The 26,588-nt window shown below is 68.9% G+C and carries 26 protein-coding genes and 2 pseudogenes; 15 read left to right on the top strand and 13 right to left on the bottom strand.

From position 1 onward, the window contains the following. The first annotated feature begins 8 nt into the window (after nt 1-8). The gene (ugpC, locus tag ABGB19_RS06765; protein ID WP_347685110.1) at nt 9-1,088 is read left to right on the top strand and encodes a sn-glycerol-3-phosphate ABC transporter ATP-binding protein UgpC; all 1,080 of its coding nucleotides are present in this window, start codon (nt 9-11) and stop codon (nt 1,086-1,088) included. On the opposite strand, the gene ABGB19_RS06760 is transcribed toward ugpC, so the two are convergent. Both ABGB19_RS06760 and ABGB19_RS06755 read right to left on the bottom strand, forming a co-directional pair. Then, on the bottom strand, nt 1,085-1,933 hold the full coding sequence (locus ABGB19_RS06760; RefSeq protein WP_347685647.1) for a hypothetical protein: 849 nt from the start codon (nt 1,931-1,933) through the stop codon (nt 1,085-1,087). The two genes, ugpC and ABGB19_RS06760, sit on opposite strands and share 4 nt — an antisense overlap. Before the next feature lie 119 nt (nt 1,934-2,052). Continuing rightward, on the bottom strand, nt 2,053-2,283 hold the full coding sequence (locus ABGB19_RS06755) for a hypothetical protein (protein ID WP_347685109.1): 231 nt from the start codon (nt 2,281-2,283) through the stop codon (nt 2,053-2,055). 34 nt (nt 2,284-2,317) lie between these two features. On the opposite strand from ABGB19_RS06755, the gene ABGB19_RS06750 reads away from it, so the two are divergent. Next, nucleotides 2,318-4,609 carry an ATP-dependent DNA ligase gene (locus ABGB19_RS06750; RefSeq protein ID WP_347685108.1) on the top strand — a complete coding sequence of 764 codons (2,292 nt, stop codon included), beginning with the start codon at nt 2,318-2,320 and terminating at the stop codon, nt 4,607-4,609. Nucleotides 4,610-4,612: 3 nt separating this feature from the next. Here ABGB19_RS06750 and rnhA read toward each other — a convergent pair whose 3' ends face one another. Together rnhA and ABGB19_RS06740 are read right to left on the bottom strand one after the other, a co-directional pair. Further along, complete coding sequence (gene rnhA, locus ABGB19_RS06745; RefSeq protein ID WP_347685107.1) at nt 4,613-5,068, bottom strand: ribonuclease HI; 456 nt, start codon at nt 5,066-5,068, stop codon at nt 4,613-4,615. After that, nucleotides 5,065-5,718: pseudogene (locus ABGB19_RS06740) on the bottom strand (glyoxalase). The gene rnhA and the pseudogene ABGB19_RS06740 overlap by 4 nt, the downstream one beginning before the upstream one ends. A 107-nt stretch (nt 5,719-5,825) precedes the next feature. Between ABGB19_RS06740 and ABGB19_RS06735 the strand changes: the two are divergent. Then, on the top strand, nt 5,826-8,795 hold the full coding sequence (locus ABGB19_RS06735; protein ID WP_347685106.1) for a kelch repeat-containing protein: 2,970 nt from the start codon (nt 5,826-5,828) through the stop codon (nt 8,793-8,795). On the opposite strand, the gene ABGB19_RS06730 is transcribed toward ABGB19_RS06735, so the two are convergent. After that, on the bottom strand, nt 8,788-9,396 hold the full coding sequence (locus ABGB19_RS06730) for an FHA domain-containing protein (protein ID WP_347685105.1): 609 nt from the start codon (nt 9,394-9,396) through the stop codon (nt 8,788-8,790). The two genes, ABGB19_RS06735 and ABGB19_RS06730, sit on opposite strands and share 8 nt — an antisense overlap. Nucleotides 9,397-9,437: 41 nt before the next feature. Further along, nucleotides 9,438-10,322, bottom strand: coding sequence for a hypothetical protein (locus ABGB19_RS06725; protein ID WP_347685104.1), 885 nt, complete (start codon nt 10,320-10,322; stop codon nt 9,438-9,440). A 206-nt stretch (nt 10,323-10,528) separates the two neighbouring features. Between ABGB19_RS06725 and ABGB19_RS06720 the strand changes: the two genes are divergently transcribed. Next, a complete protein-coding gene (locus ABGB19_RS06720; RefSeq protein ID WP_347685103.1) occupies nt 10,529-11,530 on the top strand; it encodes a helix-turn-helix transcriptional regulator in 1,002 nt (333 codons plus the stop codon). Between the two features lie 73 nt (nt 11,531-11,603). On the opposite strand, the gene ABGB19_RS06715 is transcribed toward ABGB19_RS06720, so the two are convergent. Both ABGB19_RS06715 and ABGB19_RS06710 read right to left on the bottom strand, forming a co-directional pair. Beyond that, on the bottom strand, nt 11,604-12,335 hold the full coding sequence (locus ABGB19_RS06715) for an STAS domain-containing protein (RefSeq protein ID WP_347685102.1): 732 nt from the start codon (nt 12,333-12,335) through the stop codon (nt 11,604-11,606). A gap of 117 nt (nt 12,336-12,452) precedes the next feature. Next, the gene (locus ABGB19_RS06710; protein ID WP_347685101.1) at nt 12,453-13,328 is read right to left on the bottom strand and encodes a TIGR03619 family F420-dependent LLM class oxidoreductase; all 876 of its coding nucleotides are present in this window, start codon (nt 13,326-13,328) and stop codon (nt 12,453-12,455) included. Between the two features lie 65 nt (nt 13,329-13,393). Between ABGB19_RS06710 and ABGB19_RS06705 the strand changes: the two genes are divergently transcribed. Both ABGB19_RS06705 and ABGB19_RS06700 read left to right on the top strand, forming a co-directional pair. Further along, nucleotides 13,394-13,660: a DUF4235 domain-containing protein gene (locus ABGB19_RS06705; protein WP_347685100.1), complete on the top strand. Its 267-nt coding sequence runs from the start codon at nt 13,394-13,396 to the stop codon at nt 13,658-13,660. A 22-nt stretch (nt 13,661-13,682) separates the two neighbouring features. Beyond that, the gene (locus ABGB19_RS06700) at nt 13,683-14,855 is read left to right on the top strand and encodes an MFS transporter (protein ID WP_347685099.1); all 1,173 of its coding nucleotides are present in this window, start codon (nt 13,683-13,685) and stop codon (nt 14,853-14,855) included. On the opposite strand, the gene ABGB19_RS06695 is transcribed toward ABGB19_RS06700, so the two are convergent. Both ABGB19_RS06695 and ABGB19_RS06690 read right to left on the bottom strand, forming a co-directional pair. Then, complete coding sequence (locus tag ABGB19_RS06695) at nt 14,831-15,115, bottom strand: DUF4873 domain-containing protein (RefSeq protein WP_347685098.1); 285 nt, start codon at nt 15,113-15,115, stop codon at nt 14,831-14,833. The two genes, ABGB19_RS06700 and ABGB19_RS06695, sit on opposite strands and share 25 nt — an antisense overlap. Then, nucleotides 15,112-16,002, bottom strand: a complete 891-nt coding sequence (locus tag ABGB19_RS06690) for a diiron oxygenase (RefSeq protein WP_347685097.1) — start codon at nt 16,000-16,002, stop codon at nt 15,112-15,114. Before ABGB19_RS06690 ends, ABGB19_RS06695 begins: the two co-directional genes overlap by 4 nt. Nucleotides 16,003-16,127: 125 nt before the next feature. Here ABGB19_RS06690 and ABGB19_RS06685 point away from each other — a divergent pair, with 125 nt between their 5' ends. The 5 genes and pseudogenes from ABGB19_RS06685 to ABGB19_RS06665 all read left to right on the top strand — a co-directional run bounded on the left by ABGB19_RS06685 (nt 16,128) and on the right by ABGB19_RS06665 (nt 19,223). Further along, nucleotides 16,128-17,183, top strand: coding sequence for a YihY/virulence factor BrkB family protein (locus ABGB19_RS06685; RefSeq protein WP_347685096.1), 1,056 nt, complete (start codon nt 16,128-16,130; stop codon nt 17,181-17,183). A gap of 15 nt (nt 17,184-17,198) precedes the next feature. Then, nucleotides 17,199-17,942 (top strand): precorrin-6A synthase (deacetylating), encoded by a 744-nt coding sequence (cobF, locus tag ABGB19_RS06680; protein ID WP_347685095.1) that lies wholly within the window; start codon nt 17,199-17,201, stop codon nt 17,940-17,942. Nucleotides 17,943-17,947: 5 nt separating this feature from the next. Then, entirely contained in the window at nt 17,948-18,343 is a 396-nt protein-coding gene (locus tag ABGB19_RS06675; RefSeq protein ID WP_347685094.1) for a phage holin family protein, read from the top strand. Nucleotides 18,344-18,359: 16 nt separating this feature from the next. Further along, a pseudogene (locus tag ABGB19_RS06670) lies at nt 18,360-18,602 on the top strand (DNA-formamidopyrimidine glycosylase family protein); the annotation flags it as partial. Nucleotides 18,603-18,755: 153 nt separating this feature from the next. After that, nucleotides 18,756-19,223 (top strand): zinc finger domain-containing protein, encoded by a 468-nt coding sequence (locus ABGB19_RS06665; RefSeq protein WP_347685646.1) that lies wholly within the window; start codon nt 18,756-18,758, stop codon nt 19,221-19,223. Here ABGB19_RS06665 and ABGB19_RS06660 read toward each other — a convergent pair. Further along, a complete protein-coding gene (locus ABGB19_RS06660) occupies nt 19,216-19,785 on the bottom strand; it encodes a chorismate mutase (RefSeq protein ID WP_347685093.1) in 570 nt (189 codons plus the stop codon). The two genes, ABGB19_RS06665 and ABGB19_RS06660, sit on opposite strands and share 8 nt — an antisense overlap. Before the next feature lie 26 nt (nt 19,786-19,811). Between ABGB19_RS06660 and ABGB19_RS06655 the strand changes: the two genes are divergently transcribed. Together ABGB19_RS06655 and ABGB19_RS06650 are read left to right on the top strand one after the other, a co-directional pair. Further along, nucleotides 19,812-20,561 carry an SDR family oxidoreductase gene (locus ABGB19_RS06655; RefSeq protein ID WP_347685092.1) on the top strand — a complete coding sequence of 250 codons (750 nt, stop codon included), beginning with the start codon at nt 19,812-19,814 and terminating at the stop codon, nt 20,559-20,561. 47 nt (nt 20,562-20,608) lie between these two features. Then, the gene (locus tag ABGB19_RS06650; protein ID WP_347685091.1) at nt 20,609-20,983 is read left to right on the top strand and encodes a hypothetical protein; all 375 of its coding nucleotides are present in this window, start codon (nt 20,609-20,611) and stop codon (nt 20,981-20,983) included. Between the two features lie 76 nt (nt 20,984-21,059). Here the strand turns inward: ABGB19_RS06650 and pgi are convergent, their stop codons facing one another. Continuing rightward, the gene (gene pgi / locus ABGB19_RS06645; protein ID WP_347685090.1) at nt 21,060-22,721 is read right to left on the bottom strand and encodes a glucose-6-phosphate isomerase; all 1,662 of its coding nucleotides are present in this window, start codon (nt 22,719-22,721) and stop codon (nt 21,060-21,062) included. Nucleotides 22,722-22,771: 50 nt separating this feature from the next. On the opposite strand from pgi, the gene ABGB19_RS06640 reads away from it, so the two are divergent. Both ABGB19_RS06640 and ABGB19_RS06635 read left to right on the top strand, forming a co-directional pair. Next, nucleotides 22,772-24,220 (top strand): NAD-dependent succinate-semialdehyde dehydrogenase, encoded by a 1,449-nt coding sequence (locus ABGB19_RS06640; RefSeq protein WP_347685089.1) that lies wholly within the window; start codon nt 22,772-22,774, stop codon nt 24,218-24,220. A 58-nt stretch (nt 24,221-24,278) separates the two neighbouring features. Beyond that, nucleotides 24,279-26,204 (top strand): acyltransferase family protein, encoded by a 1,926-nt coding sequence (locus ABGB19_RS06635; RefSeq protein ID WP_347685088.1) that lies wholly within the window; start codon nt 24,279-24,281, stop codon nt 26,202-26,204. Here ABGB19_RS06635 and ABGB19_RS06630 read toward each other — a convergent pair. Next, nucleotides 26,201-26,512 carry a chorismate mutase gene (locus ABGB19_RS06630; protein ID WP_347685087.1) on the bottom strand — a complete coding sequence of 104 codons (312 nt, stop codon included), beginning with the start codon at nt 26,510-26,512 and terminating at the stop codon, nt 26,201-26,203. The two genes, ABGB19_RS06635 and ABGB19_RS06630, sit on opposite strands and share 4 nt — an antisense overlap. Nucleotides 26,513-26,588: the final 76 nt, after the last annotated feature.

Here is a 26,588-nt window from a genome sequence, read left to right as displayed (position 1 = left end):
AAACACCCATGGCGACAATCACTTACCGCAACGCCTCGTGCATCTACGAGGGTTCGGACAAGCTCGCGGTCGACTCGCTGAACCTCGACATAGCCGACGGCGAATTCGTGGTGCTGGTCGGGCCGTCGGGTTCCGGTAAGAGCACCGCGCTGCGCATGCTGGCCGGCCTCGAGGACATCGACGAGGGCAGCATCGAGATCGGCGGCAAGGACATGACCGGTGTGCCGTCGAAGGACCGCGACATCGCGATGGTGTTCCAGAACTACGCGCTGTACCCGAACAAGACGGTTGCCGAGAACATGGGCTTCGCGCTCAAACTGCGCGGGGTGTCCGCCGACGAGCGTCGCCGCAAGGTCGAGGACGCCGCCAAACTCCTCGACCTGACCGACTTCCTGGACCGCAAGCCGGCCAAGCTGTCCGGCGGTCAGCGGCAGCGGGTGGCGATGGGCCGGGCCATCGTGCGCGAACCGCAGGTGTTCTGCATGGACGAGCCGTTGAGCAACCTCGACGCCAAGTTGCGCGTGCAGACGCGCACCGAGATCGCGGCGCTGCAGCGGCGGCTGGGCACCACGACCGTCTACGTCACCCACGACCAGGTGGAGGCGATGACGATGGGGGACCGGGTCGCCGTGCTGCGCGACGGGAAGCTGCAGCAATTCGACTCGCCGAACGACCTCTACGACAAGCCCGCCAACGCGTTTGTCGCAGGATTCATCGGGTCACCGGCGATGAACCTGATGACGCTGCCGATCGGCTCCGACGGTGTCCGCATCGGCGACAACTCTTTGGAGCTCGAGCGCGAGCAGCTGAGCAAGCTGTCCGAGGCGGGGCTGTCGGAGGTCACCGTCGGCATCCGGCCCGAGCAGCTCGACATCACGGACTCCGGTGGCTTCGAGGTGGTCGTCGACCTCGTCGAGGACCTCGGCAGCGAGGCCTATGTCTACGCCCACGCCGGCTGGGGGGTGCAACTGGTAGCCCGGTCGAATCCGCGGACGGCCCCGAAGCTGGCGCAGACGGTGCGGCTGCGCAAGCATCCCGACGGCGTCGTGCACCTGTTCCACCCGGAAACGGGCGAGCGCATCGACTAGCTCGGCGGCGTCCAACCTCGTCGAGCAAATGCCTCATAGACCCGATGCAGGGTGTATCGGCGGCTGTGCTCCTTGACGACCAGTATGTCGATCCAGCCTTGCCGGTTGATGAATGCTGCCCGGCCGATGTCGTACACGTATTGGCCGCGATTCTGGCTGTGGTGGAGACCCTCGTAGTCGAGACCGACCATGGGTTCGTCGTATCCCATGTCGATGAACGCCTCGTCGTTTCCGTCGGTGAGCCTGATCTGTGTTCGCGGAGCGGGTAATCCGGCGTCGATGAGGACGAGTCGCAACCGGGTTTCCTCGGGCGATTGAGCGCCACCGTCCATCAGGGCGAGCGCGGCACGGGCACGCCGAATGCCACGCGCGCCGCGGTAGCGACCGGCGAGGGCGACGACGTCGTCGCGCTGCAAACCCGTGGCGCGGGACAAGGCATCCAGATGAACGACGGCTTGGTCGCGTGGGAGATGGCGAGCCAAATCGAGCGCCGTCCGGACCACGCTTGTGACCGCCATATCGCCGATCTGGACGATCTCGTCCGCGGCGATCCGCTCCTCGTGGACGATCACGCCGCGCTTGCGGCGGGTGTGAGCGGTGATGATTTCGACGGGGGTCGATGCGTCGACCCACCGGGCGCCGTGGAGTGCGGCCGCCGCGCGTCCGGCGACGACTCCCTTGCGCCCGCTCCACAGCCATGCCGCCACGGAGTTCGTGTAGACCGTCGGTTCCTTGTCCTTCGGCTGGTAGACACCCGGCAGGACAGCGTTGTGGTTCCAGCGCAGTTGCCCTCGCGTCAGCGATCCGTCGCGAAGTGCCTCGGTGCCGACGAATGGTTGCCACATGAGGCGGATCGTGGCCACGGCGACCGACATAGCGGCGGTCCGATCGCCCATTTCTGCATCAGGGCTGTGGATGAACGCCGATCACGACCCTGGTGCAGAAATCGCGCCGGCCGAGGTGGCTACCCGCCGCCGACGGCCGGGACGTTCCCGGGCATCAGGCCGCTGGGCAGGTCGGGGTCCAGCCCGGAACCGTGGGTGAACTCCTGATGGGCCATCGGCCTGCAGTTGTTGTCCATCGGCGTCTGATCCCCCGAGCAGTAGGGGAGCAGGTCCTCCGGGTCCGCGGCGGCCTGCGGCGCCGCCAGCAGAGCAGCCCCGGTGACCAGCACGGCCGCCAGAATCCGAGTCACGAGTTCACGGTAGCAGCGGGTATACGTTCGTACTGTGGATCGTTTCGGCCGGGTAAAGCTGACCAACCCGGACAAGGTGCTCTACCCGGCGACGGGCGGACGACCGAAGGCCGTCACTAAAGCAGAGGTGTTCGACTACTACGTCGGCATCGCGGAGGCGATGATCCCGCACATCGCGGGCCGGGCGGTCACCCGTAAGCGCTGGCCCAACGGCGTCGAGGAGTCGTCGTTCTTCGAAAAGCAACTGGCGTCGTCGGCCCCGGACTGGCTGGACCGCGCATCGGTCACCCACCGGTCCGGCACGACGACCTACCCGCTGATCAACACCGCCGAGGGGCTGGCGTGGATCGCGCAGCAGGCCGCACTGGAAGTCCATGTGCCGCAATGGCGGTTCGTCGACGGCAGGGTCGGCCCGGCCACCCGCATCGTCTTCGACCTCGACCCCGGCGACGGTGTGTCGTTCCGCCAGCTGTGCGCGGTCGCCCACGAGGTCCGCGACCTCATCTCCGACATCGGGCTGACAACCTACCCGCTCACCAGCGGGAGCAAGGGGGTGCACCTCTACGTGCCGCTCGAGGAGCCGATCAGCTCGCAGGGCGCGTCGGTGCTCGCGCGGCGGGTGGCTCAGCAGCTGGAGAAGACGATGCCCAAGCAGGTCACCGCCACGATGACCAAGAGCCTGCGCACCGGCAAGGTGTTCGTCGACTGGAGCCAGAACAACGCGTCGAAGACGACCATCGCGCCGTATTCACTTCGCGGACGCGAAAACCCGACCGTCGCCGCGCCGCGCACCTGGGACGAGATCGAGGACCCCGACCTGCAGCACCTGCGATTCGACGAGGTGCTCGACCGCGTCGAGGAGATGGGCGATCTGCTGGCGCCGCTCGACGAGGCCGTGCCGGTGCCGGATCGGTTGACCACGTACCGCAGCATGCGCGACGCGGCCAAGACGCCCGAGCCCGTGCCGAATAAGGTGCCGGCGGCGGGAAACAACGACCTGTTCGTCATTCAGGAGCACCACGCCCGGCGACTGCACTACGACCTGCGCCTGGAACGCGACGGCGTACTGGTGAGCTGGGCGGTGCCCAAGAACCTGCCCGATACGCCGTCGGTCAACCACCTTGCCGTGCACACCGAGGACCACCCGTTGGAGTACCTCACCTTCCACGGCACCATCCCGAAGGGCGAATACGGCGGCGGCGAGATGTTCGTTTGGGACACCGGCACCTACGAGACCGAGAAGTTCAACGACGTCGCGCCCGACAGCTCGAAAGAGGGCGGCGAGGTCATCGTCACCCTGCACGGCAAGAAGATCGACGGCCGCTACGCGCTGATCCAGACCAACGGCAAGAACTGGCTCGCGCACCGCATGAAGGACCAGAAGCATCAGCAGGTGGGCGATCTGCTGCCCATGCTGTCGACCGACGGTTCCATCGCGAAGCTGACGTCCGGCCAGTGGGCCTTCGAAGGCAAGTGGGACGGCTACCGCGTCATCGTCGAGGCGAACCGGGGCAGGCTGGGCGTGCGATCGCGGCGGGGCCGCGACGTCACCGGCGAGTATCCCCAATTCGAAGCCGTCGCAGCCGATCTCGCCGACCACCACGTGATCCTCGACGGCGAAGCGGTGGCCCTCGACGAGAGCGGGGTGCCGAGCTTCTCCGAAATGCAGAACCGGGCGCGGTCCACCCGCGTCGAGTTCTGGGCCTTCGACATCCTCTACCTCGACGGCCGATCCTTGATGCGCGCCAAGTACTCCGACCGGCGGCGGATCCTCGAGGCGCTGGCCGAAGGGGGCGGGCTGATCGTGCCGGAGCAGATTCCCGGCGAGAACGGCCCCGAGGCTCTCGAGTATGCGCGCAAGCGCCGGTGGGAAGGCGTGGTCGCCAAGAAGCGCGACTCGACCTACCAACCGGGCCGGCGCTCGTCGTCGTGGGTCAAGGACAAGCTCTGGTGCACACAGGAAGTGGTGATCGGCGGCTGGCGACGGGGCGAAGGCGGCCGCTCCAGCGGTGTCGGCGCGTTGATGCTCGGCATCCCCGACCCAGACGATCCAACTGGCGGCCTGCAGTTCGTCGGCCGGGTCGGCACCGGGTTCACCGACAAGGCGCTGGCCACTCTCAAGGCCACGCTCAAACCCCTGGAGACCGACGAGTCGCCGTTCACCGAAGGGCTTCCGCGCCAGGACGCGAAGGGCGTGACGTTCGTCCGGCCCGAACTCGTCGGCGAGGTGCGCTACAGCGAGCGCACCTCCGACGGCCGCCTGCGCCAGGCCAGTTGGCGCGGCCTGCGCCCGGACAAGGAACCGTCCGAGGTTATCTGGGAGTGACGGTCAGCAGGAAGCGCGCAGGGCTTCCTGCAGACCCCGCGTCGCCAGCGCATCGGCCAACTCGTTGTCGGCGACACCCGAGTGCCCTTTCACCCAGAACCACTCGACCCAGTGCGGCGTGCAGGCCGCCCGTAGCCGCTGCCAGAGGTCGACGTTCTTCACCGGCAGTTTCGCGGCGGTCATCCAGCCGTTGCGTTCCCAGCCGAGGACCCACTTGGTGATCCCGTTCCGGACATAGGTGCTGTCGGTGTAGAGGTGCACCGCCACCGGCCGGGTGAGCGCCTCGAGGGCCATGATCGGCGCCGTCAACTCCATCCGGTTGTTGCTGGTGGCTCCGGACTCGCCGCCGCACAACTCGCGGACGTGGTGGCGGTGGCGCAGCACCGCTCCCCAGCCGCCGGGGCCCGGATTCGGTCTGCACCCGCCGTCGGTGTGGACGATCACGACGTCGTCGGTCATGCGCCGAGGATAGGCGCGGAGATCATCGCCGTGCGGACCGACATTCCGAGTCCGTGATGCCTCACAGTGGTGATCCGCCGCCCCGGCTGCACAGCTTCCTTGACCGGCGCCGTGTGCTCACCCAGGAACGAGGCGGTGGCGTCGATGTCGGCGACGGCGTAGGTGATGCCCCAGAGAGTCGATGGACCCTCGCTCGCCGTCGCGCGCGAACCGACGACCTCGACGATCACCTCGCCGAACCGGAAGAAGATCTGGCGGATGGGTCGTCCGCCGAGTTCGCCCTTCCCGTTGCCTGCGCGGGTCCACGCCGATAGCCGCCAGCGATTCGACCGTCCGATGCAGGTCAGGTGACAGCAGCACGACGTGGTCGATCGCGGTGACGCCGTTCGCGTGCGTCGCCGGCGCCGAAGGCGCCGCGTCGGACCTGGTCGTCGGGATGCCGTCGAGGTCATCGCTCCAGCCGTCCCACGGCAGGCCACGCAGCGACCACCCGACGATGCCGGTACGGGTCCCCATGCCGGGTCACACCCGACCAGGCGGATGCGGACACCGCCGCCCCGGCAGACGGCATCGGAGTCGACGCTGAACCCTGCTCGCGTCCAGGCCTCCGCAGGATCGGCGACCTTGAGTTCGTCGACGCGCACGGTCATGGTGACAGTGTGCTGGCATCGACTGGTGAAGCGGAATTTCACTATTTCCGAATCTTCGCTCGGTACCTTTAGAGCCGTATCACCAGCCGAGCCGGGAGAGCGACACTATGGCGGGCACGATCGCTTCCGAGCTGGCTGCCGCCGGTTTCACCGACGCCGTCGAGATCGGCCGGGGCGGCGGCGGCGTGGTGTTCCGGTGCCGGCAGACCTCTCTGCAGCGAACCGTCGCGATCAAGGTGCTCGGCTCCGATCTCGACGAGGCCGACCGCGAACGTTTCCTGCGCGAGGGTTATGCGATGGGCGCGCTGTCCGGGCACCCGAACATCGTCAACATCCTGCAGGTCGGCGTCACCGAGAGCAACCGTCCCTTCATCGTGATGCCGTACCACGCAAGGGGATCCCTCGCTCAGCGCGTACGCCAGGAGGGCCGCATCGCGTGGCCCGAGGCGTTGCGTATCGGCGTGAAGCTGTGCGGGGCACTGGAGACCGCGCACCGGACGGGCACGCTGCACCGCGACATCAAGCCCGCGAACGTGCTCGTCAACGACTACGGCGATCCGCAACTGAGCGATTTCGGCACCGCGCGCATCACCGGCGGGTACAAGACGATGACCGGGTTCTTCACCGGGACCCTGTCCTACACCGCGCCCGAGGTGCTCAGCGGCAACCCGCCGACGGTGGCGGCCGACGTGTACTCCCTGGGCGCCACCCTGTTCGCCCTGATCGCCGGGAACCCTCCGCATGAGCGCAAGACCGACGAGGACCTGATCGCGCACTACCTGCGGATCACCTCGGCACCGCTGCCGGACCTGCGCCCCCAGGGCATCCCGGCCGACGTCTGCGACGCGCTCGAGAAGGCGATGTCGCAGGAGCCCGGCGCGCGGCAACAGTCGGCCGAGGAGTTCGGCCACGAACTCCAGTTGGCTCAGCGGCACAACGGTCTGATGGCGGACTCGATGGCGCTCAGCGAGCCCGACCAGGCGCCGGGCACCGAGGCGATGCCGATGCCGGCGGTCGCCGACGAACCCGATTCGCTTGCCTCGGAGCCAATTTCACCCGAACCGATGAGGCCCCCGCCGGAGCCGAACATGTTCGCGCACACCGCGTCGGTCAGCGCCTCGAGCCTGCCGTGGGCGGTCCCGCCGCCGGCGGGCCCGCCGCCGGGCGGCCCGGGGAACAAGCCTTCGAAGAAGCGCGACCGCAACCGCATCCTGATAGCCGCGGGCGCGATCGTGGCGGTGCTGCTCTTGGTGGCGAGCGGGATCTACATGGCCACCTCGTCGCGCGACACCGGCGGCGGCGCCGCCGCGCCCACCGCGTCGGCGACCGCGGAGCCGCCCCCGCAATGGCGGCCGATCGCCGACGCGCGCGTTGCCCGCGACGCGGTCGCCGCCACCGAGGCCGACGGCACCATCTGGGTCTTCGGCGGGATGGACGCCGACAACCGCGTCAGCGGACAACACGAGGGATACGACCCCGCCATCGACAGCTGGAAGGGCGGCGAGGCCCTTCCCGTGCCGGTGCAGCACGCGATGGCGGTGACGTGGCAGGGCACGCCGGTGGTGCTCGGCGGCTGGCGCACCGAAGGTGCCAACACCAAGGTGGCGACCGACCGCGTGTGGCGCGTGGTCAACAGCCGCTGGGCGGAACTGCCGCCCCTGTCCCAGCCGCGGGCCGCGGCGGCGGCCGCGGTGGTCGGCGACCGCATCGTCGTCACCGGCGGCGTCGACGCGCAGGGCAGGCTGCTCGACACGACCGAGGTCTTCGACGGCACCTCGTGGAGGCCCGGCGCGCCCATCCCCACGCCCCGACAGCTGCTGGGCGCGGCGTCGGACGGCAAGCTGGTCTACGCCGTCGGCGGCACCAGCGGAACCGCGGACCTGGCGACCGTGGAGACCTATGACCCGGCGGCCGACGCGTGGAAGGGCCTGCCCGAGCTCCCCGGCCGGCGCAGCGACTTCGGCCTGGCCTACACCGATGGCCGGCTGGTGGTCGCCGGAGGCATGTCGCAGGGGCAGGTGCTCGAGAGCGTGGTCGCGCTCGACCTCGCCACCGGATCGTGGAACGGACTGCCGGACTTGGGAACCGGACGCCATGGCATGGCCGCTGCCGGGGTCGGCAAGACCGTCTACGTGATCGGTGGGTCCACCGGTACCGGCGACGACGAGATCACGGCGTCGGCGGAGTCGCTGAAGCTGGCACCGCGCAAACCGCAGCCCGCACCGGAATGGCGGCCACTGCCGGATGCGCCGACCACACGGTTGATGACGGCGTGGGCCGTTGTCGGCGACGAGATCTGGGTCGCGGGCGGGATGCGCGAAGGCGAGACACTGCAGACGGTCCAGAGCTACAACACCCAGACCGGCGAGTGGCAGACCCGTCCGCCGCTGCCGATCCCCTTGCACCACGCGTCGGGCGCGAGCTATCGCGACGAGATGGTGGTCATCGGTGGCGCCGGCGACAACCTCGCCGACACGTCGAACAAGGTCTTCGCGTTCCGCAACGGCAAGTGGGAGCAGCTGCCCGATCTCCAGCGCGCCCGCGCCGCGGCCGCGGCGGCGGTGGTCGGCGACAAGCTCGTGGTCGTCGGCGGGCAGGACGACAAGCAGCTCGTGGCGCAGACCGAGGTGTTCGACGGCCAGTCCTGGACGCCTGCCGCCGACATGCCGACGCCGCGTGAACATCTGGCCGCGGTGTCCGACGGCGTCTACGTGTACACGGTGGGCGGGCGCGTCCTGACCGCCGACGAGAACTCGGCCGCCTTCGAACGCTTCGACCCGGTGTCCGGTAACTGGGAGACGTTGCCGGACATGCCGAGTCCTCGCGGCAGCTACGGCGCCGCCTACCTCGACGGCCGGATCGTGGCCGTGGGTGGCGAAGAGCCGACCCGCGTGCTGGCCACGGTCGAGATGTACGACATCTCAACCAGGAAGTGGACCACCGTCGCACCGATCAACACCCCGGTACACGGCCAGGTGGTCGCCGCCGTCGGCTCGACCCTGTACTGCATCGGGGGCGCCGACCGGCCCACTCACGAAGGCGCCGTCGCCACCGTCGAGGCCCTCGACTTCACGTAGCGTCGCGCAGCTGGGCGATGGTGACCGCCCCGCGCCGCAGGGCCTCGTTGGCCAGTCGCACCCGGCGATCGCCCTCGGCCGGGATGGCGAACTTGTCGTAGAGGTTCTGCAGATGCTGTTTGACGGCCGCCTCGGTGACGTACAGCTCGCCGGCCATGCGCCGGACCGACGCCGGCTCCGGGAACGGGTCGTCGGAGACCAGCGGGCGGCACAGCACCATCAGCACGTCGAGTTCACGGCGGGTCAGGCGCGGCGGGAGTTCGGACGGTTGCGCCGACACCGTCTCCTCGTCGAGCGCGGCGCCGCTACGCACCTCCCAGAAGACCAGCCGCGACTTGCCGACGCGCACCTCGTCGCCGGAGCGCAGCACGCGTTCGGCGGTGATCTTCTCGCCGTTGAGGTAGGTGCCGTTGCGGCTACCCAGATCCCGGATGGACCAAGCGAATCCGAGGTTCTCGATCACGGCGTGCAGCCGCGAGACGGTTTCGTCGTGCTCGAGGGCCACCACGTTGGTCGAGGCCTTCCCGAGCGTGACGCGGTCGCCGCCGAGCGGGATCAACTCCCGCCCCGACGGCTTCCAGACTTCCAGGTGGGAAGACATGCGGACCTCCTGTCGCAGCAATTCTGACCCAGAATCGGCGGTCACGGGGTCAGGCTGCCCAGACGCAGGGGCGGCCACGGCCATTCGCTGCGTTTCCCACGCGGTGCCTTCAGGAAGGCCAGCCCCAAGAACAAGCCGAAGACCAGGTGCCCGACCAGGGTGACCGTGACCGAGGCGGGCGTCAGCGGGAACATCATCTCCTCGCCGCGTGGGGCCAGCGCGACCGTCGCGATCAGCCCGGTCCACGTCGGGAACACGGCGAACGCGACCGCGGCCAGCACCGCCCGCACGTTCGACCACCGGTCGATGCCGAGCGCGAATGCGACGACGAAGAACGCGACGCCCAGGCCGCCGCCGTCGCCGATGTAGCGCCAGACGTAGCCCACCGCGGCGCTGCCCGCGGTGTCGGGCTCACCGGTCACCCACGAACCCATCACCGGGATGAAATCACCCATCAACCCCAGCACGTGCACGGCGAACAACCGGGCGCCGTCGTAGACGATGCATGCCACCATGCCGGCGATCAGCCCGCGGCCGACGATCATGTCGGTCCGGTGCGGCGCGAACGCGACGAGCGTTGCCAGCACGGCCGTCAGCGCGATCACGGCCACCGACGTGGTGCTCTGGGAAACCACGCCGAACACGTCGACCGAGATCCCGAGGATCGGCATCGACGACAGCAGCAGCACCAACGCGATGCGCGCGATCTCCCAGAGGCCCGGGGGCCGCCGCTCGACGGTGCTCAGGTCGGCATAGCGCTGCCGCACCGTGTTGGCGACGTTGCCGACGACGATGCTGGGCAACCGCACCGTCTTGGCGACGTGGCCGATGGGTGCCGACGAACGTAAACGCAGTGTCGCCGCGTCGATCGCGGACATCCGCACCGTCTCGTCGTGACCTGTGCGGGTGGGTGCTGTCGCAAGCATGGAAATTCCTAGATTCGTGTTCTGGAGGGACGCCTTCCATCCTCGACGCCGCGGGGATGTCGCATAACCGCCGCGCGGCCAGACTTCGGCGGGAAGTGGGTAAGAGTTTCCTTACTGTCGGGCAAGCAGTGAGCGACTCCGGGACGGGTACGCTCGGGATATTCGGGGCACTGAGCAACAGACCCCAACCAGCATCACCCGACGAGGTGAGCACGATCAGCAACATCGCCGTTCACGTCCATCCGCCCGAGCGGCTAGAGGTCGAGATCAGCGACCCCGCGGATGTCGACGAATTCCTCGAGGACGCCTACGGTGCGACCCTGCGCCTGTCGCACGGGGCGAACCCGCACCGCGAGGGCCCCCTGCTGACCCATGTGCGCACCACGGTGGGGCCGCTGGCGATCGAGGACGTCTACGCCGCCGGCCATCTCGAGGCCCGCCCGGATCCGCTCAACCGGGTGATCGTCGTCTGGCCGACCACGGGCCGGTACAGCGGAAGCTGCGATGGGATGCAGTCCCGGGCCGGGGTGGGCGACGTCGCGCTGCTGGCACAGCCTCATCTGCCCTCCTCCGCGACGTGCGACGACCTTCGGTTGACCGGAGTACTGCTGGATCCGGCGATGGTCGCGAGCGTCGCCACCGGCCTGCCCGTCAGCCAGGCTCCGCTGCCGATCCGATTCACCAGCTTCGACCCCGTCGACGCGTCCGCGGCGCGGCTGTGGAAGAAGACGACGGCCTACATCAAGGAGAACGTGCTGGCCGACGAGGTGCTCGCAACCCCATTGGTGATCGGCCATGCCAGCCGGTTACTGGCCGCGGTGACGTTGCGGACCTTCCCCAACACCGCCACGACCACGGCGACACCGCAGGACCGCACCGACCACAAGCCCGTGCTGCTGCGTCGCGCCATGGCGTTCATGGACGCCAACGCCAACTGCGACATCGGCCTGGCCGACATCGCCGAGGCGGTCCATGTCACGCCGAGAGCGGTGCAGTACATGTTCCGCCGTCACCTCGAGACCACCCCGCTGCAGTACCTGCGACGGCTGCGTTTGCACTACGCCCATCACGACCTGCTGGCGGCGGACCGGGAAAGCGACACGGTGACCGACATCGCCGCCCGGTGGGGGTTCGCGCACACCGGGCGGTTCGCGGTGCTTTACCGACACACCTACGGGGAGAGCCCGCACACCACGCTGCGCAGCTGATCGGGCCGGGGCCACCTCCCCAGGCCTGCGGCTCCATCATCCGCTCGCCGCGGCCCCCGATCTACGAACATGCTCACCGCAGCACGTTCTCAGGCCCGATGACCGCCCATACCGTCTTCCCCGACGGAGTGGGCGCGTTGCCCCAGGCCCGGCACAGCGCGGCGAGGATCTGCAGCCCCGATGGCCCGGCCTTCGGGGCATACTCCCGCAGTCCTGCCGGGGCGTGGTTCTCGTCGTTAACGGCGATGGTCACGGTGGCGCCGTTGTACTCGAGCCGCAATTCCGGGTGACTTCCGGTGTGCTGCAGGACGTTTTCGACCAGCGTGGTGACCACGACCTTGGCGGTGGGGATCATCTCGGGCCGGTGCCACGCCGTCAGCCAGTCCAGGACCAGTTCGCGGGCGCGCTGCAGGCTGGGCACCGTGGCGGTCAGCTCGGCTCGCGCGCGCCTGCGGAGACGGGGTGTGTCGTCCGAATGCGCCAGCGCGGCGTCGACCGTCGCGTACACCGGCACGTAGGAGGAGCCGCTGTTGCGGGCGATCGCCGAGCGGCCCGCGGGGTGCGCGCACACGAGCACGATCGGCACCTCCGGCCACACGTTGACGTGCCAGCGGGCGCTGGTGAACACCGCGAGCGCGGATTCCGCGGGGACGGACAGGGCGGTGATGTCGACGACGACGGCCTTCGGTTCGTCGAGTGCCGCCTTGATCATCCGGTCGCGCAGTGACCGGTAGGTGCTGCTGTCCAGCACGCCGCGGGGGCGCAGCACCGTTGCGGCGTCCACCGTCTCGAAGTCGATCTGCAAAGCGATGTCATCCCCCGACCGCAGAAGCCCCGACCGCGACCACTGCCTGCGGCACCCGACTGCTGTTCGTGCTCGTCATTGCGCGTCGGTTACCCGCACGAGGGTGCGGTAACCCTTCTAGAGCTTGGCGATCACGTTCTCGGCGAACATTTCGAGATGGCGGATCTTGGTGTCCAGCGGCTCGGTGTCCTGACCGGTGATGTAGGGGATCCGGAATCCGACGATGACATCGGTCACGCCCTTGTCCTCGAGCCGTTTGATGCCGTCCGGCGTGTAGGCGTCCGCGGAGATGACGTGAATCTCGAACGGCTCGTTGCGGGCCGCCTCCGATTCCTCCTCGCGGATCTGGTTGAGCCGCGTGATGAGTCGGTCGAGCTCCGCGGGATCGCCACCGCCGTGCATCCAGCCGTCATGGCGCGCCGCGCGCCGCAGCGCGGCCTCGGCGTGGCCCCCGACCAGGATCGGGATCGGCTTCGTGGGCGCGGGCGTCATCTTCGTCTTGGGAATGTCGTAGAACTCGCCGTGGAATTCGAAGTACTCGCCCGTCGTGAGGCCCTTGATGATCTCGATGCATTCGTCCATTCGCTTGCCGCGCCTTGCGAACGGAACCCCGAGCAGTTCGTAGTCCTCGGGCCACGGGCTGGTGCCGACGCCCAGGCCGAGGCGGTTGTCGAAAAGCGCGGCCAGCGAGCCCGCCTGCTTGGCCACCAGAGCGGGCGGCCGGACGGGCAGCTTGAGCACGAAGAAGTTCAACCGCAGCGTGGTGGTCACCGCCGACAGCGCGCCGGCGAGCACGAACGCCTCGATGAACGCCTTGCCGTCGAGGAATTCGCGGCTGCCATCGGGTGTGTAGGGATACTTCGAGTCCGATTCGAAGGGATAGGCGATGCTGTCGGCGATCGTCATCGCGTGGTAGCCCGCCGCCTCGGCGGCCCGGGCCAGCGGCACGTAGTACGTCGGGTCCGTCATCGCCTCGGCATAGGTGAATCGCACGGCGCAATACTAGAACGTGTTCTAGTCGCGGGTTTAGGTAATGACGCACAGGGAATGACAGCGCGGTGAGTGCCGCCAAGACCATGTACAAGCCCCTGTCGATCGTCGCCAGCGTTGTCGGCGGGCTCCTCGCGGGCAAGATCTTCACCGAGATCTGGCAGCGGGTGAACCCGGACGACGAGGAGCCGGATCCCAAGGACCTCAGCCGCTCGACGCGCGAGGTGTTCATCGCCGCCGCGATTCAGGGGTTGCTCGTCGGCGTGGTGCGTGCGGGGCTGGCCCGTGGCCAGGCGAAGGGCTTCGCGGCACTGACCGACGAAGACCTGAGCTAGCCCCGCCAGGCATCATTGCCGGGTGTCGACCTGGCTCACCCGCAATGTGCGGGTGCTCTCCGCTGTCTCGTTCCTGCAGGACACCGCGAGCGAACTGCTCTATCCGCTGCTGCCGATCTACCTGACGTCTGTGCTCGGCGCGCCCGCCGCCGTCGTCGGCGCCGTCGAGGGCGCTGCCGAGGGGGCGGCGTCGGTGACCAAACTGGCGGCCGGACCGCTGGCCGACCGGTATGCCCGCCGGCCGCTGATCGCCACCGGGTACGGCATGGCCGCGCTCGGCAAGGTCATGGTGGCCGCGGCGGGTGCGTGGCCCGGCGTGCTGGCCGGCAGGGTGGTCGACCGGCTGGGCAAGGGGATCCGTGGCGCACCGCGCGATGCGCTGCTGGTCGCCGACGTCGACGAGGCCGCGCGGGGCAGGGTGTTCGGGTTCCACCGGGCCATGGACACGCTCGGCGCGGTACTGGGCCCGCTGCTCGGGCTGCTGGGCTACCAACTGCTCGACCAACAGATCGCGCCGCTGCTGTGGGTGGCCGTCGTCCCGGCGGTGCTCAGCGTCGTGCTGGTGTTCACCGCGCGCGAGATCCGCGTGCCCGCCGTCGACCGGCGCCGGGTACTCGCCGCGGTCGGGCAGTTGCCGCGGCGGTACTGGCGGGTGACCGCGGTGCTGATCGCGTTCGCGCTGGTGAACTTTCCCGACGCGCTCCTGTTGTTGCGGCTCAACGAGATCGGCTTCTCGGTGGTCGAGGTGATCCTGGCCTACGTGACCTACAACACGGTGTACGCCGCGGCCAGCTATCCCGCGGGAGCGCTCGCCGACCGCATCGGCAAACCGGCCGTGTTCGGGGTCGGCCTGGTGTTCTTCGCGGTCGGGTACGCCGGACTGGGCTTGGCCAGCGACACCCTGACCGCCTGGCTCCTTATCGGTGTCTACGGATTGTTCACCGCGTGCACCGACGGCGTCGGCAAGGCGTGGGTCTCGTCGCTGGTCGGTCCGGAACTGCAGGGCAGCGCCCAGGGCGTGTTTCAGGGGCTCAGCGGTTTCGCGATCCTCGCCGCCGGGCTGTGGGCCGGGTTCCTGTGGGGCGCCGACGGCCGGTTGCCCCTGCTGATCTCCGGGATCGCCGGCGGGGTCGCCGCGGTCGTCGTACTGGCGGTCGCCGTCCGGACGGCTCAGACCGCAGGATCGAGCGGGTAGGGCGGCGCGCCGACGCCCGCCACGCAGTAGGTGCCCCAGGGCGTCACCTCGGTCAGTTGCGCTGCGGCCGTGCGGGGCCCGATCGAGACGCACACCGGTTGCGGCATCCGGGCGGCGGCATCGGATGCCAGCTCGAACACCATGCCGCGCCAGTGGTACCGCCCGTCGATGGGGTCGAGGTGTCCGGTCAGCCGCACCCGCACGGCATGCTCGACGTCGCCGACGCGCATGGCGGCCGGGCCGTCGTACACGCCGGTCATCGCGGCAGGAATCCGCTCCTGCGCCACATGCGCCGCGCGATCGGGCCCAGCAGGCCGACCTCGTCGAGGAACGCCGCGAGCGGCGCGAAACCCGTCACCTGCGTGTCGTGGCGGTGCGGACTGCGGCGCGCGATGCGGCGCGCCTCCCGGGCGTCGAGTCCCACCCGGCGGTACTGCACCTTGTTGGTGAACAGGAAGCGGAAGAAGTACCCGCCGAGCCCGTTGACGTTGGACAGCACGAACTTCGGGAAGCGTCGCATGTGCGGGACCCGCTTGCGCAGGCCGTCGCGGGCGAACTGGATGTGGCGGGCCTCCTCGGTGACGTGAATCCGCATGAGCCGCTGCACGACTGGCTGCAGCTCGTCGTCGTCCATCATCCGCCGCTGCAGGGAGTCGAAGATCTCCTCGCCGATCAGCGCCGCCACCCACAGCGCCGCGCCCTGGAACACGAACGGCAGCGAGTTGATGACCAGGCGTTGATAGAAGTTGGGCCATACCGGTTTTGCGCCGACCCGTTCGATCGCCTTGCCGAACATCACCATGTGACGCGTCTCGTCGCCGAGCTCGGTCAACTCGTAGTGCGTTGCGCTGGCCGTCGGATCCTGGTGCATCATCTTGCGCAGCAGTGACTGGTTGAGGATGTTCTCGAACCAGATGCCCGCCGACAGCGTGTTGACCAGTTCCTGGCGGGACAACTCGATCTGCTGCTCGCGGGTCATCGCGTCCCACAGCGGCGTGCCGTACAGCGACACGATCTGCGGGGGCAGGAAGAACTTGTCCGGGTCCAGCGGCGCATCCCAGTCGATGTCGACGACGGGGGCGTAGGACTTCTTGACCGAGCCCTTCAGCAGGCGTGCGGAGAACTCGTTGCGGGTTGGTGCACTCATCGGCGACTCCCTTGTCGGTCCGGTTCACCCAACGTAGGGAGTCGTCGCCGCGCAGTCAATACCTGCGGTACCGGATACTTGCGGTATTGAGTTTGGGCCGGAACGGCCCGGGTATCGGCGGGGATATGCGAACTGACGATGCTGACGCGCGCCAGCAGACGCCGCCGGATCCGAACGATCCGCGCAAACCCGAATCGCCCACCGATCTCACCAGGCCGTCGCTGCTGTACTCGATGCGCAAGGCGCTGCGCGAGTTCGCCGACGACCAGTGCACCGACCTGGCGGCGGCACTGACCTACTACGCGGTGCTGTCGATCTTTCCGGCGCTCGTCGCCGTGGTCTCCCTGCTGGGCGTGTTCGGCCAGGGCCGCAGCACCGTCGATGCGATGCTCGACCTCGTCGAAGGAGTGGCACCGGCGTCGGCGATGGACACTCTGCGGCCGCCGATCGAGCAACTGGTCAACTCGCCGTCGGCCGGATTCGCCTTGATCGCAGGCCTTCTCGGTGCGCTGTGGTCGGCATCGGGCTACGTCGGCGCCTTCGGCCGGGCGATGAACCGCATCTACGAGATCGACGAGGGCCGTCCGGTGTGGAAGCTGCGGCCGGTGCAACTGCTGCTGACGCTGGCAGGACTGGTGATGGCGGCCGGGGTGGCGGTCATGCTGGTGGTCAGCGGTCCGGTGGCCCAGCGGGTCGGGGAGGTGATCGGTCTCGGCGACGTTGCGGTGACGGTGTGGAGCATCGCCAAGTGGCCGGTGATCCTCGTCCTCGTCATCCTGGCGGTGGCAATCCTCTACTACGTCACCCCGAACGTGAAGCAGCCGAAGTTCAAGTGGATCAGCGGCGGTGCTGCGGTCGCGATCGTGGCGTGGATCGTTGCCTCGGTGTTGTTCGGGTTCTATGTGTCGAACTTCGGCAGCTACAACAAGACCTACGGTGCGCTGGCCGGAGTGATCGTGTTCCTGCTGTGGCTGTGGATCACCAACCTCGCGTTGCTGTTCGGCGCCGAGGTCGACGCCGAGATCGAGCGCGGCCGCCAGTTGCAGGCCGGCCTGCCCGCCGAGGAGGAACTGCAGCTGCCGCCCAAGGACGACCGCAATCTGCGCAAGGACCGCGAGGCCGAGGAGAAGGACCTCGAGCGCGCAAAGCGGCTGCGCCTCACCCGCGGCCGAAAGCACTAGCGCATACTCGCGGGCGTGACCCGTCGAATCCACGTCATCGGCATCGGCGCGGGCGATCCGGACTACGTGACGGCCCAGGCCGTCACCGCCCTCAACGACACCGATGTGTTCTTCGCGATGGACAAGGGCCTCTCGAAGGACGGGCTCGTCGCGCTGCGCAGGCAGATCTGCGAGCGCTTCATCCGCGAACCGGGCTACCGCTTCGTCGAGCTACCCGACCCACCGCGGGCGAAAGACGGCGACTATAGGCAGGCGGTTGCGGACTGGCACGCCGCCCGCGCCCGGTTGTGGGCCGACGCGATCACGGACGAGCTTTCCGACGGCGCCACCGGGGCGTTTCTGGCCTGGGGCGACCCGTCGCTCTACGACAGCACGCTGCGGATCCTCGACACCGTCGCCGCCCATGTAGACATCGACTACGACGTGATCCCGGGGATCACCGCCATCCAGGCGCTCACGGCGCGGCACCGCATCCCGCTCAACGACGTCGGCGAGCCGGTGCTCATCACGACCGGCAGGCAACTGCGCGAGCACGGGCTCTCGGGCAGCGCGGTGGTGATGCTCGACGGCGACTGCTCGTTTCTGACGTGTCCGCCCGACACCCGGATCTGGTGGGGCGCCTACCTGGGTACGCCCGACGAGCTGCTGGTGTCCGGCACGGTCGGGGAGGTGGGCGCCGGGATCGTGGGGTCACGTGCGCAGGCCAGGGACAGGCACGGCTGGATCATGGACACCTATCTGCTGCGTTCGGCAGACTGACGCCCATGGGTGCCTTCCTGCTGCGCGCCGCGCTGACGGGCGTCGCGCTGTGGGTGGTGACGCTGATCGTCCCGGGAATCGGTTTCGTCGGGGCCGACTCGAGGCTGGCCGAGGTCGGCATCATCTTCGTCGTCGCGGTGATCTTCGGTCTGGTCAACGCCGTCATCAAGCCGATCGTGCAGTTGATCTCGATCCCGCTCTACATCCTCACGCTGGGCCTGTTCCACATCGTCATCAACGCGCTGATGCTCTGGATCACGTCCTGGATCACCGAGCACACCACGCATTGGGGCCTGTACATCGACGACTTCTGGTGGACGGCGATCTGGGCCGCGATCGTGCTGTCCATCGTCAGCTGGCTGCTGTCGCTGGTCACCGGCGGCGCCAACCGACGCGACTGAGCGGCACACTGGATCCATGCCCGAACTCCCAGAAGTCGAAGCGCTCGCCGACCACCTGCGCCGCCACGCCGTCGGCCTGCGGGTCGGCCGCATCGACGTGTCGGCGTTCTCGGTGCTCAAGACGTTCGACCCGCCGGTCAGCGTGCTGCACGGCCAGACCGTCACCGGCGCCGACCGGTGGGGCAAGTACCTCGGCCTGCAGGCCGGCGACCTGCACCTGATCACTCACCTGTCGCGGGCGGGCTGGCTGCGGTGGTCGGAGAAGCTCGCGGCGGCGCCGCTGCGGCCCGGCAAGGGGCCGATCGCGTTGCGCGTACATCTCGGGACACCGGGGGAGGCAGCGGGATTCGACCTCACCGAGGCGGGGACCCAGAAGCGCCTCGCGGTGTGGCTCGTCGACGACCCGGCCAAGGTGCCCGGGATCGCCGCGCTCGGCCCGGACGCGCTGTCGTTGGGTCCCGAGGACCTGGCCGCGGTGTTGGCGGGCAACAGCGGGCGGATCAAGACCGTGATCACCGACCAGAAGGTGATCGCGGGCATCGGCAACGCCTACAGCGACGAGATCCTGCATGTCGCGCGGATCTCCCCCTTCGCGACGGCGGGCAAGCTCACCGAGGCGCAGTTGGCGGCGCTGCACGACGCGATGATCTCCGTCCTCGGCGACGCCGTTCAGCGATCCGTCGGGCAGCAGGCCGCAACGCTCAAGGGAGAGAAGCGCTCCGGGCTGCGGGTGCACGCCCGCACCGGACTGCCCTGCCCGGTGTGCGGGGACACCGTGCGCGAGGTGTCCTTCGCCGACAAGTCGTTTCAGTACTGTCCGACATGTCAGACCGGTGGGAAGGTGCTCGCCGACCGCCGGATGTCGCGGCTGCTCAAGTGAGCCGGCAGTACGACCGCGTCGCCGACCGCAACGCATGGCGGTAGAGCGGGTCGAGATTGCGAGCGGCCGCCACGGCGTCGGTCGCGGCAGTCACGGTGGGTGTGCAGCCGGGGTTGTGTAACGAATTCCATTGCAGCGCAATCTCGTCGACCATCGTCTTGGTGTAGCCATCGATCAGGCTGCGGGACTCGGCCAGGTCGGGCCCGGTGGTCGGGGCGGCGGCGGGATCGAACTTCCACTGGCCGAACCGGGTGTACTGGATGCCCTCGGTGGCGGCGATCTGATCAGTGAAAACCGTCCGCACGTACCCGGGATCGATGCCGTGTGCACCTGCGTCGGCGCCGACGGAGTCGAGCACCTGATTCGCGCGCTGCGGGTCGGTGATCGGGCCGCCGGTGATCCACTTGGACGCCGCGACCGGCTCGGCGGTGGCGAGCCGCTGGGCGGCGGTGTCGACCAGCCGGTACAGCGGGTTGACGGGCTGGGCGGCTGCGGCGGCCGGGGTGAGAAGGGTGACCAGCAGCGCGACGGCGATCAGCGGGGCGCATCGATTGGGGCTCATCGGTCCATCATGCTTAGGCTGTCGGGGTGACCCGGCAGAAAATACTCATCACCGGTGCGAGTTCCGGCCTCGGGGCGGGCATGGCCCGTGCATTCGCGGCCAAGAATCGCGATCTCGCGCTATGTGCGCGCCGAACCGACCGTCTCGACGAACTGAAGGCCGAGCTGCAGCAGCGGCACCCCGGCATCACCGTCGCCGTCGCAGCGCTCGACGTCAACGACCACGAGGCGGTGCCGAAGGTGTTCGCCGAGCTCTCCGACGAACTCGGCGGCATCGACCGCATCATCGTCAACGCGGGCATCGGCAAGGGCGCCCCGCTGGGCTCGGGCAAGGTGTGGGCGAACAAGGCCACTATCGAGACGAATCTCGTTGCCGCCCTTGTTCAGATCGAGACGGCTATCGAGATGTTCAAGAAGGCCGGCGGGGGCCATCTGGTGCTCGTCAGCTCGGTGCTGGGCAACAAGGGCGTGCCGGGCGTGAAGGCCGCCTACGCCGCCAGCAAGGCGGGGGTGTCGTCGCTGGGCGAGTCGTTGCGCGCCGAGTACCCCGACGGCCCGATCAAGGTGACGACGCTGGAGCCCGGCTACATCGAGTCCGAGATGACCGCGAAGTCGGCGTCGACGATGTTGATGGTGGACAACGACACCGGTGTCAAGGCGATGGTCGACGCCATCGAGCGCGAGAGCGGGCGCGCGGCGGTGCCGTGGTGGCCGTGGGCGCCGCTGGTGCAGGTGATGCGACTGTTGCCGCCGCGGCTGACAAAACGGTTTGCTTAGCCACTCTCGAGGTTTAAGCGCCGAACGGGCGTGGGTAGTCATTTTCCATGATCAAACTGACGACGATGACGCCCTTCCTGTTCGCGGGCGCTGCGGCAGCTTCGATCGCCGTTGCCCCGATCGCCGCTGCTCAGCCGGCCCCTCCGCCCTGCCTCAACGCCGACGGCACCCCGTGCGCGGGCATCGGCAGTGTCGACGCCGGCCCCGGCGGCGGCGCTGACGTGAACATCCCCGGTGGCCCTGTCGGCAGCGCTGACGGCGGCGGCGCCGCCGGCGTGATCCCGGGTGGCCCCGCGGGTCAGGCCGATCTCGGCGGCGCGAGCGGATCGCTCGCTCCGAACGGCCCCGGCGGCACGGCCGGCCCGGGCGGCGCCAGCGGATGTCTGCCCAACATCGGCTGCATCACCATCCCGGCCCCGTAATCCGGTTCCGACGAGCGTGACGCCATGGCGGGATTTCAGCCGGTAGAGCGCCATGGAGTTACATTCGGCGTGCGATCTACGCCGTGCGGCCGCGTTCCGCTCGGTAGCGGCGCACCAGCGCGTCGGTCGAGGAGTCGGACTGTTCGGCGGGGGAGCCGTCGTTGGTGATGACCGGAAGCAGCGCCTTGGCTTGGGTCTTGCCGAGCTCAACGCCCCACTGGTCGAACGAGTCGATTGCCCAGACCACGCCCTCGGCGAACACCTGGTGTTCGTAGAGCGCGATCAACTGGCCGAGCACCGACGGCGTCAGCTGGGTGGCGAGAATCGACGTAGTCGGCCGGTTGCCCGGCATCACCTTGTGCGGCACCACATCCGGCGGCGTGCCCTCGGCGGCGATCTCCTCGGCCGTCTTGCCGAACGCCAGCACCTGGGTCTGGGCGAAGAAGTTGCTCATCAACAGGTCGTGCATGCTGCCGGTGCCGTCGGCGGTCGCCAGGTCGTCGGTCGGCTGGGAGAAGCCGATGAAATCGGCGGGCACCATCCGCGTGCCCTGGTGCAGCAGTTGGTAGAACGCGTGCTGGCCGTTGGTTCCCGGCTCACCCCAGAAGATCTCGCCGGTACTGGTGGTCACCGGTGAGCCGTCGGCGCGCACCGACTTGCCGTTCGACTCCATGGTGAGCTGCTGCAGGTAAGCGGCGAATCGCGCCAGGTCGTTCGAATAGGGCAGCACCGCACGGGTTTCCGCGCCGAAGAACTCGTTGTACCAGAGACCGATCAGGCCGAGCAGCGCCGGCACGTTGGACTCCAGCGGCGCGGTGCGGAAGTGTTCGTCGACGATGTGGAATCCGGACAGGAACTCGGCGAACCGCTCCCGGCCGATGACCGCCATCACGCTCAAACCGATTGCACTGTCCACGGAGTAACGCCCGCCCACCCAGTCCCAGAAGCCGAACATGTTGTGGGTGTTGATACCGAAGTCGTCGACCAGCTTCTTGTTCGTCGACACGGCGACGAAATGCCTGGCCACCGCGGCGTCACCGAGCGCCTCGGTCAGCCAGCGCCGCGCCGCCATCGCGTTGGTCAGCGTCTCGAGCGTGGAGAACGTCTTCGAGGCGACGATGAAAAGCGTTGTGGCCGGGTCGAGTCCGTCGAGCTTGGCCACCAGGTCCGCGGGGTCGACGTTGGAGACGAACCGCGCCGAGATGCCCGCGTCGGCGTAGTGGCGCAACGCCAGCGTGGCCATCGCCGGCCCGAGATCCGAGCCGCCGATGCCGATGTTGACGACGGTCTTGATGGCCTGGCCCGTCGCGCCGGTCCACTCGCCGCTGCGCAACCGGTCGGTGAACTCACCCATCTTGTCCAGCACCTCGTGCACGTCGGCGACGACGTCCTGGCCGTCGACGGACAGTTCGGAGCCGCGGGGCAACCGCAGCGCGGTGTGCAGCACGGCGCGGTCCTCGGAGGTGTTCATGTGCACGCCGGAGAACATCGCGTCGCGGCGCTGCTCCAGGCCCGCGGCGCGGGCGAGGTCGGCCAGCAGGGCGATCGTCTCCCGGGTGACGCGGTGCTTGCTGTAGTCGACGTAGAGGTCGCCGACCATGGCGGCCAATTCGGTGCCGCGGGCCGGGTCGTCGGCGAAGAACTCGCGGAGGTGCTTTGCGCCGATCTGATCGTGATGCCGCTGCAGGGCCTGCCATGCCGGAGTCGACGCGATATCGGGAATCTGATCGGCAGCCATGTTTTCGACCCTAGTGCGGCGGCGACATCAAAGGTGTAAATGATGGAGGTATGGACACCACCGCGCTGCTGAAGTCAGTTCCCACCGGACTGTGGATCGGCGGTGAAGAACGCCAGGGTTCCTCGACTTTCGACGTGCTCGACCCGTCCGACGACCAGGTGCTGACCTCGGTGGCCAACGCGACCGCCGACGACGCGATCGCGGCGCTGGACGCGGCGTGCGCGGCGCAGGCCGAATGGGCGGCGACTGCCCCGCGCGAGCGCGGCGAGATCCTGCGCGCGGTGTTCGAGAAGATCACCGAACGCGCCGAGGACATCGCGACCCTGATGACGCTCGAGATGGGCAAGGTGCTGCGAGAGAGCATGGGCGAGGTCACCTACGGCGCCGAGTTCTTCCGCTGGTTCGCCGAGGAGGCCGTGCGCATCGCGGGCCGCTACACGCCGAGCCCGGCGGGCACGGGACGCGTGCTGGTCACCAAGCAGGCCGTCGGCCCCTGTTATGCGATCACGCCGTGGAACTTTCCGCTCGCGATGGGCACCCGCAAGATGGGACCTGCCTTCGCCGCGGGCTGCACGATGATCGTCAAGCCGGCCCAGGAGACGCCGCTGACCATGCTCCTGCTTGCCAGGCTGATGGGCGAGGCCGGGCTGCCCAAGGGTGTGCTGTCGGTGCTGCCGACCAACAACCCCGGCGAGGTCACCGGCGCGCTGATCGACGACGGCCGGCTGCGCAAGCTGACCTTCACCGGGTCGACGGGCGTCGGCAAGTCCCTGGTCAAGCAGTCCGCCGACAAACTGCTGCGCACCTCGATGGAACTCGGCGGCAACGCGCCGTTCGTGGTGTTCGACGACGCCGACGTCGACGCGGCCGTCGACGGTGCGATCCTGGCCAAGATGCGCAACGGCGGTGAGGCGTGCACTGCGGCCAACCGCTTCCACGTCGCGAACTCCGTGCGCGAGGAGTTCACCGAGAAGCTGGTCAAGCGGATGAGCGAGTTCGCTCTCGGGAAGGGCACCGACGACTCGGCCACGCTGGGACCGCTGATCAACGCCAAGCAGGTGTCGACGGTCGAGGACCTGGTCTCCGACGCGGTGTCGCGCGGGGCGACGGTGGCCGTCGGCGGCGTCGCACCCGGCGGGCCCGGCCACTTCTATCCGGCGACCGTGCTGACCGATGTGCCCGCCGACGCCCGCATCCTCAAAGAGGAGGTGTTCGGACCCGTCGCCCCGATCACCGGTTTCGACACCGAGGAGGAGGGCATCGCGGCCGCCAACAACACCGAGTACGGGCTGGCCGCGTACGTCTACACCCGATCGCTGGACCGCGCGCTGCGCGTCGCCGAGGGCATCCAATCGGGCATGGTCGGCATCAACCGCGGGGTCATCTCCGATCCGGCCGCCCCGTTCGGCGGCGTCAAGGAATCGGGCTTCGGCCGCGAGGGCGGCTTCGAGGGCATGGACGAGTACCTCGACATCAAGTACATCGCGCTGACGAAGTAGCTCGACACGCCGTCGCACTTGCGACTCCCCGCATTCGCGCGCGGGAAGAATCTCGGCAGTGACCCCCGGCCGACGACGCGATATCCCCGCGTTGGACGGCATCAGGGCCGTTGCCGTCGCGCTGGTGCTCGCCGATCACGGCGGCCTGCCGGGGGTGTCCGGCGGATTCCTCGGCGTCGACGTCTTCTTCGTGCTCAGCGGCTTCCTGATCACCTCGCTGCTGCTCGACGAGCATGCCCGCACCGGACGGATTGCGCTGCGCGACTTCTGGATTCGCCGTGCTCGCCGGTTGCTGCCCGCGCTGCTGGCGGCGGTGCTCGCCGTCGTGGCGTTCCGCGACCTGTTCGCGCCGGAGGCCATCGCCAACCTGCGCGACGACGCCGTCGCCTCGTTCTTCTGGGTGGCGAACTGGGCGTTCGTCGCCCAGCGCACCGATTACTTCGCCCAAGGCGCGCCGCCGTCGCCGCTGCAACACACCTGGTCACTGGGCGTCGAGGAGCAGTACTACCTGCTGTGGCCGCTGCTGCTCATCGCGGTGGCGTTGGTGTTCCGCGCTCATCTGCGGTGGGCGGTGCTGGCGCTGGCGTCCGTCGGCGCCGTCGCGTCGGCGACCGCGGCCATCGTGTTCGCCGGCGACGGGACGCTGAACCGGATCTACTTCGGCACCGACACCCGCGCGCAGGCGCTGCTGGTCGGCGCCGCGGCGGCCGCCCTGCTGGTGCGCGACTGGACCACGGTGACCCTCGGCGGCCCGGTGATCCGGACGCGGTGGCTGCGCGGGGTCGCCCGCGTCCTGTCGGTGGTCGGCGTCGCGGTCCTCGCGGTGGCCGTGCATGTCGCGACCGGGGACGCACGCGACTTCCGCGGCGGCCTGCTGATCATCGTCGCGCTCGCCGCGGTGCTCGTGATCGGCGCGGTGGCGCTGGACCAGGACGGGCCGGCCGCCCGCGTGCTGGCGTGGGGGCCGCTGGTGTGGTTGGGCGCCATCTCGTACGGCGTGTACCTCTGGCACTGGCCGATCTTCCTGGCGCTGTCGGGGGAACGCACCGGGTTGACCGGAGGGTCGCTGTTCGCGCTGCGGTGCGCGGCGACGCTGGTGGTGGCGGCGCTGTCGTGGTGGCTGCTGGAACAGCCGATCCGGCGCTGGCGTCCGGTGATCGTGCCGATGCTGCCGCTGGCGGGCGCGACGGCTGCGACCGCCGCGGTGATCACGATGACGGTGCTGCCGGTCGGGGTGAAGCCCGCCCCCATGCAGGGCCCGTCGATCGACTCGGCCGCTCTGGTGGCGCCGGAGGTGCCGGTCGAGGTCCGTCGGCCCACCGCCCGCGATCCCGGCACCCGGACCGTCGCGGTGTTCGGCGACTCGGTGGCGTGGACGGTGATGCGCTACCTGCCGCCGACGGACGGCCTGGCTTTCACCAACTACACGACGATCGGGTGCGGCATCGCGCGCGGCGGGCCCTACCGGTACGTCGGCCAGACGCTGCAGCAGAAATCCGAGTGCGACGCATGGCCGAGTCGCTGGGCTCAGCGCATCAACCACGACCGGCCCGACGTCGTGCTGCTGATCGTCGGTCGCTGGGAGGTCGTCGACCGGATGAACGAGGGGCGCTGGACGCACATCGGCGAGCCGGGCTACGACGCGTATCTACGGGGCGAACTCAACCGGGCGCTCGACATCCTCGGCTCGACCGGCGCGCGCGTCGTCCTGACCACCGAGCCGTACAACCGGCGTGCCGAGAAGCCCGACGGCAGCCTGTATCCCGAGGACGACCCGGACCGCACCGACGAGTGGAACGCGCTGCTGCGCAGTGTCGTCAAGAAGCGCGCGGGTGTGACGATCCTGGACCTCAACCGCAAGCTCGGGCCGAACGGCGGCTACACCAACCGCATCGACGGGATCAAGATCCGCAGCGACGGCGTGCACCCGACGCCCGAAGCGGTGGAGTGGCTGGCGCCCTGGCTGACCGACGCGCTGCGCTAGTGGCCGAGGCGGCCGCGGCCCATGCGCAGCAGCAGCATCGCGAGGTCCTTGCCGTCGGGCCCCAGCTCGCTGTAGCGCTCGATCACCTTCATCTCGCGGCTGTGCACCAGCCGCGTGCCGCCGGAGGCCATCCGCGCCTTGCCGATGAGCTTGGACACCTCGGTGCGGCGCCTGACGGCCTCGAGGATCTCGGCGTCGAGCCGGTCGATCTCCTGGCGCAGGTCATCAATATCAGGCACGGTTTCGGCTTCGATCGTCATGGGATTCTCCGTCATCTCGTTGTGTGTGGGCCGCGGGTCCATCCGCATTCGGGCCTCACACAAGAGACGAGCCCCGGATCGCAGAAGCGGACCGCGGGGCTCTTTGTAAGCAGCTAGACCACGG

This window comes from Mycobacterium sp. B14F4 (assembly GCF_039871645.1).
In the GTDB taxonomy this organism is placed as follows: Bacteria; Actinomycetota; Actinomycetes; order Mycobacteriales; family Mycobacteriaceae; genus Mycobacterium.
The sequence above is the reverse complement of the archived record's forward strand: the minus strand, read 5'-3'. Positions and strand labels throughout refer to the sequence as shown.